Below are 8,468 nucleotides of genomic sequence, written 5' to 3'. Positions count from 1 at the left end.
TCAAGACACCTACTGGGCTTCGAACTGGGCGCATTTCTCCCTATTTACCGCCCCATATCCCCTTTAGAGACGTCCGCTGCAACGGCCTACAGGTATCTGAGCCCGGACCATTCGCTGATCATTCTTCGCGAGAGACGCCAACGGCCGCCCAGACGTTGTCTGCGGGCGGCCGTTGCGTAGATCAAACGAGAGGTGGTGGTGATCAGCCGTTGGCCGGGCCGCCACCATCGACAGGCATTTCCGGCAGGACAAGCTCGCTCAGGCCGTATCCATCGATCAGCTTGGCATAGTCCCCGGAGCCAACCATTTTCAGCAGTGCGGCCCGGAAAGCCTTCTGCAGCTCGGTGTCGTTCTTGTTGAACGCGATTCCGTACCGGATCGGCTTCTCTGCCGTCAATGAATGAACTGTGGCACAGTGCCAGGAGGGTCCATAATCACGAACGGTGTGACAAGGACTGAGGTGAAAAGTTGTCCGTCAGCCAGCCCATTAGGTCCGCCCTCCGGTTCTATGCGTGGCTACGCTAGGACAGCGATTCCGTCGATTTCGACCCTGATCCCGTCGCCAAGACCGACAGGGACCGTGGTGCGAGCGGGGAAGGGGCGTTCGAAGAATTCACCGTAGGCGGCGTTGACTTCCGGCCAGTCGTCATCGCTGCTGATATACACGCGCACCGTCACGAGATCGGACATCTTTCCGCCTGCTGCCTCGATGACACTTCGCAGGTTTGTCAGCGCCTGCCGCGTCTGCTCTCCGGCGTCCTCGCTCACGAGTTCACGGGAAACGGGGTCGAACCCGCACTGCCCGGTCAGGTACAAGTGATCCCCGACCCGCACCCCCTGGGAGTAGCTTCCTAGCGGAAGGGGAGCTGCGGGGGTCCTGATCTCTTCTTTGGGCATGGGTAACCATTCCTCTTGTGTGGTGTTTTTTTCGGGAGCATCTTGACGTATCTGCTGTGACGTCTGACACTTGAACTGTCAGACAGTCTGATACTAGGAAGATAGGCTGGAATATGCAAGCCAAATTTCGCAATATCGCCATCGCAGCAGTGGCGGCCGGAGTCATGTCCATCACTGCCTGCGGGGGCTCGACTCCTCAATCGTCTGCAACGTCCTCGGCCCCTGCGGTGAATTCAAAGCTCGCGGCGATGGTGCCCGAGAACATCCGGCAGGCAGGAAAGATCCGCGTCGGTACCGATCCGACCTACGCTCCCTTCGAATCCACTGACACAGATGGAAAGACCATCATGGGGCTCGACCCTGACCTGGCAAACGCCGTCGGCGGGCTGCTGGGCCTGGACGTTGAACTCGTTCCCACATCCTTTGACGCACTGATCCCGTCCTTGGCAGCAAACAAAGTGGATATGGCCATGTCTTCCATCGGTGACACAAAGAAGCGAGAGGAGACCGTGGACTTCGCTACCTACTACTGGAACGGCACACTTCTCTTGGTTAGCAAGGGAAACCCCAAGGAACTCACCGCCGAACAGACATGCGGCGGACGAATCGGCGTGATCAGAGGCTCGCTACAGCAGACCACCTTCCTGCCCGCCCAGGAGGAATCCTGCAAGGCCGCCGGCAAGCCCGCGCCCACAGCCGACGTCTACCAAACGGCTCCGCAGGCCCAGCTCGCTCTCCAGAGCAACAGGATCGATGGAGTCCTGACCGACGCGCCACCCATCGCCGATGCCGCGAAGAAGAATCCGGCAAAATTCGAGTCCGTGGGGCCCCTCCTGAAGAACCCCAACCCCGGTGCCGTGGCGCTTCCCAAGGACAGCAAGCTGACTGTAGCGATAAACGCCGCGATCAACGAACTGATCAGCAACGGCACCTACGAATCCATCCTGAACAAGTGGAACCTGGGCGATATCAAGATTGAAAAATCTGAAATCAACGGAGCTCTTTCGTGAAAACAAGCATGAACGGACTCGCTGTCCCCGACGTTTCCGTCGGACAGCGAAGCCCGGAGAAAGTCAAAAAGCTCAAGCGGCCCGGCCGCTGGGCGTCCTACATTCTGATGGGTCTGGTTGCGGTTCTAGTCATTCAATCCGTCGCAACGAACCCCAACTTCGGCTGGCCCATTGTCGGTGAATACTTCACCTCACCCCGCGTGCTTGACGGCCTGGTGAATACCCTGCAACTGACCTTCATCGCCATGCTCCTGGGCGTAGTCCTCGGAGTGATCCTGGCAGTCATGCGCTTGAGCACCAACCCCGCGCTCTATGGGGCGGCCGGCCTCTACATCTGGTTCTTCCGCGGAACCCCGGTGTTCGTTCAGTTGCTGTTCTGGGGCTTCATCTCAGCCCTGTATCCCACGCTTGTCCTCGGCATCCCGGGAGCGGAACCCCTCTTCTCGACGGACACCAACTCACTGATCACTCCCGTCGTAGCCGCGATCCTTGGGCTTGCACTGAACGAAGCCGCCTACATGGCTGAAATCGTCCGGGCAGGCATCGTCTCGGTCGGCAAGGGACAGACGGAGGCAGCACACGCGCTGGGTATGTCAAACATGCGCACCCTGCGCCGAGTGATACTCCCCCAGGCGATGAGCGTCATCGTTCCGCCGACGGCCAATAACGTCATTTCCATGCTGAAGACGACGTCGCTGGTCAGCGTCCTGTCCGTCCCTGAGCTGCTCTACGCAACCCAACTCATCTACGCCGAAAACTTCCAAACCATACCGCTCCTGATCACGGCATCCATTTGGTACCTGATCGTCACGACCCTCATGACCATCGGCCAGTACTACACCGAACGCCACTACAACAAGAGCACCCGCGCCCAGGGTCTGAGCGTCATGCGCCGCGTTATTGAACTGCAAAAAAGGCGCGGCACCAATGATGCCCCGGCCGGTTAGGAGAACCCGATGACCCAGACACCAAAAGTGATGGTTAAGGCAACGAACGTATGGAAGTCCTTCGGGCACAACGAAGTCCTCAAAGGCATCAACCTGGAAGTTAAGGCCGGAGAAGTAACCACCCTTCTCGGCCCTTCCGGATCTGGAAAGTCAACTTTCCTGCGCCTCATCAATCACCTCGACACTGCCTCAGCGGGGCGCATCACCGTCGACGGTGACCTGGTTGGTTACCGCGAACACAATGGGTCCCTCCACGAACTGCGCCCTCAGTCCATCGCGAAGATGCGCTCGGAAGTGGGAATGGTATTCCAACAGTTCAACTTGTTCCCGCACATGTCGGTTCTTCAGAACATCATGGAGGCCCCCATGGGCGTGAAAAAGGAACCGAAGGCCAGGGTTAGGGAACGCGCCGAACGCCTGCTTGAGCGGGTCGGTCTTGCCGACAAGCGCAACGCCTACCCCGGGTCACTCTCCGGCGGGCAACAACAGCGCATTGCCATCGCCCGTGCACTGGCAATGGAACCCAAACTCATGCTGTTCGACGAACCCACCTCGGCACTGGATCCCGAACTGGTCGGGGAGGTACTGGATGTCATGCATGACCTCGCCTCCACGGGAATGACCATGATCGTTGTGACGCACGAGATGGGCTTTGCACGGGAAGTCGCTGACTCCGTCGTCTTCATGGACGGTGGCGTCGTGGTCGAAAGTGGCCGCCCCAAAGATGTTCTAAGCAACCCCCAGGAGGAACGCACCCAAGCCTTCCTCAGCAAAGTCCTCTAAACCAGAGCATTACCACCGCCGAAGGAACCATCAATGAAAATAGCCGTAATCGGAGCAGGAATAATTGGCGTGTCCATCGCCGCCGAGGCAGCTGCCCGGGGGGCTGAAGTAACCCTGATCGACAAGAACGCCCCGGGCTCTGGGACGTCTTCGACCTCATATGCATGGGTAAACTCGAATGGCAAGGAACCCGTAGGTTACTACGAACTCAACCGCGCCGGCCTCGAAGCACACCACCGCCTTGCCGGCACGGGCGCGGACTGGTTCCGACCCACCGGTCACATCGAACTCGCAGCCACGCTTGAGCACGCCAACGAACTCCAACACCGATTGGAACGGCTTGTCCAGCGCGGGTACGAAGCAGCAGGCATCAGCAGTTCAACGGCCAACGAACTCGTTCCTGACCTGATCGTCCCTGAGGACTGCACCGCCGCTGCTTACTTCCCACACGAAGCTCACTGCTACCCCACCCTGTACATACGTCACCAGCTCCAGCGTGCCAAACACCTCGGTGTCCGCCTGCGCATCGGAGCGAACGTGGAATCCTTCGAAGAGATGACCGACGGCGTGAACGTCGGCCTTAGCGACGGCAGCAGCATTGTTGTAGACCAAGTGATCAGCGCTGTTGGACGGTGGACAAACGACATCACAGCGGCCGCAGGATTGGGTCCGGTTGTTGCCGAGTACCAAGAGCCAGGCGATGTGACCGTCGGCTATCTTGCGGTCACAAACCCCCTGCCCGTGGCCATAGACCGGATGCTCACCAGCCCAAAGCTGAACATCCGCCCCGATGGCGGTGGTCGTTTATTGCTGCAAGCACTCGATCTCGATGTGACCGCGACAGTTGGTTCGGTCCCCGCTCTGGAATCGGACTTGGCAAAGGAGTTCATCGACAGGCTCCAACACATCCTAAAAAACACCGAAAACGCCCATATCACTGAACTCCATGTCGGAGTCCGAGCAATGCCTGCTGATGGGCAAAGTGTCATCGGCGCCGTCCCTTCCAGGCCTTGGCTTTACCTTGTTGCTTCCCACAGTGGCGTGACTCTGGCACCGTTCCTGGGATCGGCAGTCGCTGCGGAAGTGTTTGACGAGCCCGAGCCGCTGTTCGATAGTTTCCGGCCCACCAGGCTGTTGGACAGCTACCCCCAACAGGTTCTGGCCGCGCCCCGCCAGCCCGGGCAACAGTAATCGATAAATCCACGCTCCAGGAACACCTAGGATCGTGACTAGATAAGTGGTGGCGGGTCCCGGCTGGACGGACCCGCCACCGCCGAGGACAGTAGGAGCACCCTGTGAATAAAATCCGACGTATGACCGCAGCTGAGCTGAGCACCGCGGCGCTTCGGCAGCAGATCCTGACCCGCGAAATACTCCCGGGAACGCGGGTTACGGAAGATGCCGTGGCAACTGAACTCGGCGTTTCGCGTGCCACTGTCCGCCAAGCCTTGAACTCCCTGGAGTTAGAAGGGCTGCTCGTCCGCAATCCTGCCTCCCGGGTCCTGGAAGTCCTCACCCTCGACCCCGATGACGTTAAGGAGATTTACCGAGCACGCCGCGTCCTTGAACTGGCCGGCGTGAAGGCTGCCCACGGCGCTCCAGAGGAAGCACTCCTCCAACTCAAAGACGCCATTGCCCAAATGAAGGACGCCGTGACCAACGGTGACGTGGTCGGGTTCGTTGAAGCCGACAAGCTCAGCCATGTAACAACCGTCAGCTTCCTCAAATCCCGCATACTCTCTGAGACGCACGCTTCGCTCATGAGACGCCTCCGGCTCGCCATGACACACCAGGAAGCTGACGAGAACGTAATGACCGACGAACTGCACGAACATCAGGAATTCTGTGACCTGGTCGTGGCCGGAAAGATCGATGAGGCCCAAAAGAACCTCACTGACCGGCTGAACGTTGCAGAACGACAAATGCTCAAGAGCCTAATTGCTCCCCCCATCCACGCTCCTGAATAAAGGAAGCCTCGGTAGGTTTTCTCATGGCGGATACGGATTTGGACGTACCGCCGACAGGTACGCCCTGGCCACCGGTGGACCGAACGCCGCCTCCGGAACGGAAAGCTCCCGTGGACGGTCCTACGGAATGGCTTGTATGCCGAGCTGATCGGTCAACTCCTCACGCCACGAGATGGAGTGATTACAGCCCCGTTCGGACGCGGCGGGGTAGTGGCCGTCGCTCGGCAGGACCTCGCCGAAACAGCATCAATCGTCTCCCGGAACCCCAGGCCGCACAGCGGCCGGACCTACAACCTGGTCGGGAAAAGGGTGATTACTCACCAGGACGTCGCGGACCGGCTGGGATCGGCGTACCGGCCCGGCACAATGGAGGATCTCAGGCAGTCCCTGAACACAGCAGGGCTGTTGCCGTTCCAACACCCCATGCTGCTTTCCATCCACACCGCTGCAGCTCACGGATTCCTCGACGGAACCACCACCGACATCACCCACATCCTGGGAAGGGAACTGGTGGATCCGCTGACTGTTGCAGCAGCCGCCGCGCACAACTGACCCGGATCGAGAAGGCGCCCGCTCAGCGTTCCTGAAACGCCCACCCGCCATTTACCGCTGACAGAACAACGCCAAATATCGCTGTGATTCACAGCCCATGTCCTGGTACCGCAGTTCGGCGAGGTGGCGAGCTTCTGACTGAACCAGTGGGGCGTCAGTGCCGCGACGAAGGGGGAAAGGGCGAACTTGTCCCCGCCCTTCCCGCACTGGAACTCCGAGTTCCTGCTCAATATCGCTTGCGCGATGACGGAGAGCGCCAGCACGACGATGAGGACGATCACGGGGTCAGGCTGCTGGGCATTTCGTCATCCTTTGGGCCGCAGGTACGGCATCCACAACAGAGTATGCCTGCCCGGCTACGTCGGAGCACCTTCCACCTCGTCTAATCTGAAGTTACGCAGGTTAAGACAGGAAGATCCCCGGTTTTCCGGGGATCTTCCTGTCTTTGCTTCTGGGGTGTCTGGCTACTTTCCGTGGTTAGCGGCGTGGTTGTGGATGAGGGTCATGGCCTGCTGCTGGGTTTGTGTGGGTACGGCAAGGAGCTCGAAGGTGCCGGTGGTGCCGGTCATCGTCATGGTGTTCCGGGTCCGGGTCGCCAGGTGGCGCAGCAGGGCCTGGTAGTCGCGGGCAGGGGTGCCATCATCGAGTGTCTGGGTGCTGGCCTTGCGTGCCGCGGCGGCGGAGCGGGTCACGGCGGCAACGGGTTCTTCCGGGACGGGCCGGTCCTCATCGGTGAATGTCAACGGGGCGAGGGCTTTGCGCAGGTGCCAGGTCAGGTGTCCGGCGAGCATGCACAGGAACACGTGGGAACGGGTGCGCTCCTCCGTGTGGTGGTAGATCGGGCGGATGCGCAGGTCCCGGGATTTGAGGGTTTTGAAGATCTTCTCCACGTTCGCCAGGGACTTGTAGACCCGCACGGCCTCGGCGGCATCCATGGCCTCTGCGGTGGTGTTGGTGCGGATGACGTACACCCCGTCCAGGTCCGCTTCCCGCGCAATGCTTTCAGGGTTCCGCACCCAGGAAAGGGAGGTGTTGGTGAGGGTGATCTGGAAGTGTTTGGCCATGTTGTTCTTGCCCAGGGTTTTCCCGACCCGGACCCCGGTTTTCCCGGCGTCCTTGGAACGGCCCGCCGCAACGGCCTTTTGGATGGTTTCCAGCCGCTCCTCGGTCGCGTCGAGGAGCTCGGCGCGCTTGTGTTTGCGCCTCGCGGACAGGGCGGGGTTCCAGCAGGCGATCAGGCGTTCACCGGGGTAGTCGGGGTGGCTGATTTCGGCCAGGTTCTGCTCGTCGAACAGGCTCATCTGCAAGGGTCCCTGGTCCTCGGCGAGTTCCTGGATGGCGGTGTTGCGCAGGGCACTGACCCAGCCCAGAGACGTTTCTTTGAGGGCTTCGATGCGGGCGGAGGTGATCATGCCGCGGTCCCCGACCATGACCATGTCTTCAACCCCGGACAGCGCCTGAATTTCACCGGCAATCTTGATACATGCGGCCGGGTCCGCCGTGTTCCCTTCGAAGACGCGCACGGCGATCGGGATCCCGGCCCGGGTGGCCAGCATCCCGTATTCGATCTGCTCCATTCCGCGCTTTTTGTCCCGCGAATACCCGAAGGCGGCCAAAGGGTTGTGGGTGCCGGTCACCCAGGAGGAAGACAGATCAAACAGGGCCAGTTTGTCCGGGTTGACCTCCGGGCGCAGGTACGTGCGGGCCAACGCCTTTTCGATGGTGTTTTGGCGGTTGCCGAGCCAGTCCATGGCCCGATACAGCTCATCGGTGTTCACTACCCCCAGGTCGCGGCCCAAGGTGGTGTCGGCGAAGAAGGACAGGGTTGCCAGTTTCGAGGACGGTGCGCAGATCCGGGCCGCCAGCAACGCCATGACCAGATCCCGTTCCCGGCACGCCGGCCCGAGCATTGCTTCGAGACCGAGCCCGCGGGCCATGGCGTAGACGGCGTCGATGTGTCCGTGGGGCAGGGACCTCGTGATCGCCAGGGCAGCGCCGGCCTCGACCATGGTCTTGCCGGCCAGGGACGCCTTCAGCGTCTCCACGGCAGTGTCCGGCAGCGCCGAGAGGTTCGCCAGGGTCTCGTGCTTGACCTTCCCGGCTTCCCGGTAGGAGGTGCGCAGCAGTACCGACCGGTACTCGACCTCCACCCCGGACTTGTTCACCCGGCGGGACGTGTTCACGGCTAAATGCATCGCCGGCGTCTTCTGCGTCATGTCCCAACGGTACGCCCCGCGACAGGGAAAGTGAACGGGTTTCCCAAATAATTTAGTGGCTACAAATGTTGGTGCAAAAACGGCCCTTCCCCCGGA

Annotated in this window: 8 protein-coding genes and 1 pseudogene; 6 read left to right on the top strand and 3 right to left on the bottom strand. The window is 60.5% G+C overall.

From position 1 onward, the window contains the following. Positions 1–202: 202 nt before the first annotated feature. Positions 203–397: a hypothetical protein gene (locus ACQCSX_RS21885; RefSeq protein ID WP_427019196.1), complete on the bottom strand. Its 195-nt coding sequence runs from the start codon at positions 395–397 to the stop codon at positions 203–205. Between the two features lie 119 nt (positions 398–516). Beyond that, a complete protein-coding gene (locus ACQCSX_RS21880) occupies positions 517–897 on the bottom strand; it encodes a RidA family protein (RefSeq protein ID WP_427019195.1) in 381 nt (126 codons plus the stop codon). 113 nt (positions 898–1,010) lie between these two features. On the opposite strand from ACQCSX_RS21880, the gene ACQCSX_RS21875 reads away from it, so the two are divergent. The 6 genes from ACQCSX_RS21875 to ACQCSX_RS21850 all read left to right on the top strand — a co-directional run bounded on the left by ACQCSX_RS21875 (position 1,011) and on the right by ACQCSX_RS21850 (position 6,156). Then, entirely contained in the window at positions 1,011–1,907 is an 897-nt protein-coding gene (locus ACQCSX_RS21875; protein ID WP_427019194.1) for an ABC transporter substrate-binding protein, read from the top strand. Beyond that, positions 1,904–2,854 carry an amino acid ABC transporter permease gene (locus tag ACQCSX_RS21870; protein WP_427019193.1) on the top strand — a complete coding sequence of 317 codons (951 nt, stop codon included), beginning with the start codon at positions 1,904–1,906 and terminating at the stop codon, positions 2,852–2,854. The genes ACQCSX_RS21875 and ACQCSX_RS21870 overlap by 4 nt, the downstream gene beginning before the upstream one ends. 9 nt (positions 2,855–2,863) lie before the next feature. Next, positions 2,864–3,637, top strand: a complete 774-nt coding sequence (locus tag ACQCSX_RS21865) for an amino acid ABC transporter ATP-binding protein (protein WP_427019192.1) — start codon at positions 2,864–2,866, stop codon at positions 3,635–3,637. Positions 3,638–3,670: 33 nt separating this feature from the next. Beyond that, on the top strand, positions 3,671–4,828 hold the full coding sequence (locus ACQCSX_RS21860; protein ID WP_427019191.1) for an NAD(P)/FAD-dependent oxidoreductase: 1,158 nt from the start codon (positions 3,671–3,673) through the stop codon (positions 4,826–4,828). 122 nt (positions 4,829–4,950) lie between these two features. Further along, positions 4,951–5,604, top strand: a complete 654-nt coding sequence (locus tag ACQCSX_RS21855) for a GntR family transcriptional regulator (RefSeq protein ID WP_427019190.1) — start codon at positions 4,951–4,953, stop codon at positions 5,602–5,604. A gap of 132 nt (positions 5,605–5,736) precedes the next feature. After that, positions 5,737–6,156, top strand: a complete 420-nt coding sequence (locus ACQCSX_RS21850; protein ID WP_427019189.1) for a hypothetical protein — start codon at positions 5,737–5,739, stop codon at positions 6,154–6,156. A 494-nt stretch (positions 6,157–6,650) separates the two neighbouring features. On the opposite strand, the pseudogene ACQCSX_RS21845 reads toward ACQCSX_RS21850, so the two are convergent. After that, positions 6,651–8,372: pseudogene (locus ACQCSX_RS21845) on the bottom strand (IS1634 family transposase); the annotation flags it as partial. Between the last annotated feature and the right edge of the window lie 96 nt (positions 8,373–8,468).

The sequence above is a fragment of the Pseudarthrobacter sp. P1 genome, assembly GCF_050156935.1.
GTDB lineage: Bacteria > Actinomycetota > Actinomycetes > Actinomycetales > Micrococcaceae > Specibacter.
The sequence above is the reverse complement of the archived record's forward strand: the minus strand, read 5'-3'. Positions and strand labels throughout refer to the sequence as shown.

Coding starts and splice junctions, on each gene's coding strand:
- ACQCSX_RS21875 (WP_427019194.1), top strand. CDS start 1,011: ATGCAAGCCAAATTTCGCAATATCGCCATCGCAGCAGTGGCGGCCGGA.
- ACQCSX_RS21880 (WP_427019195.1), bottom strand. CDS start 897: ATGCCCAAAGAAGAGATCAGGACCCCCGCAGCTCCCCTTCCGCTAGGA.
- ACQCSX_RS21865 (WP_427019192.1), top strand. CDS start 2,864: ATGACCCAGACACCAAAAGTGATGGTTAAGGCAACGAACGTATGGAAG.
- ACQCSX_RS21855 (WP_427019190.1), top strand. CDS start 4,951: ATGACCGCAGCTGAGCTGAGCACCGCGGCGCTTCGGCAGCAGATCCTG.
- ACQCSX_RS21860 (WP_427019191.1), top strand. CDS start 3,671: ATGAAAATAGCCGTAATCGGAGCAGGAATAATTGGCGTGTCCATCGCC.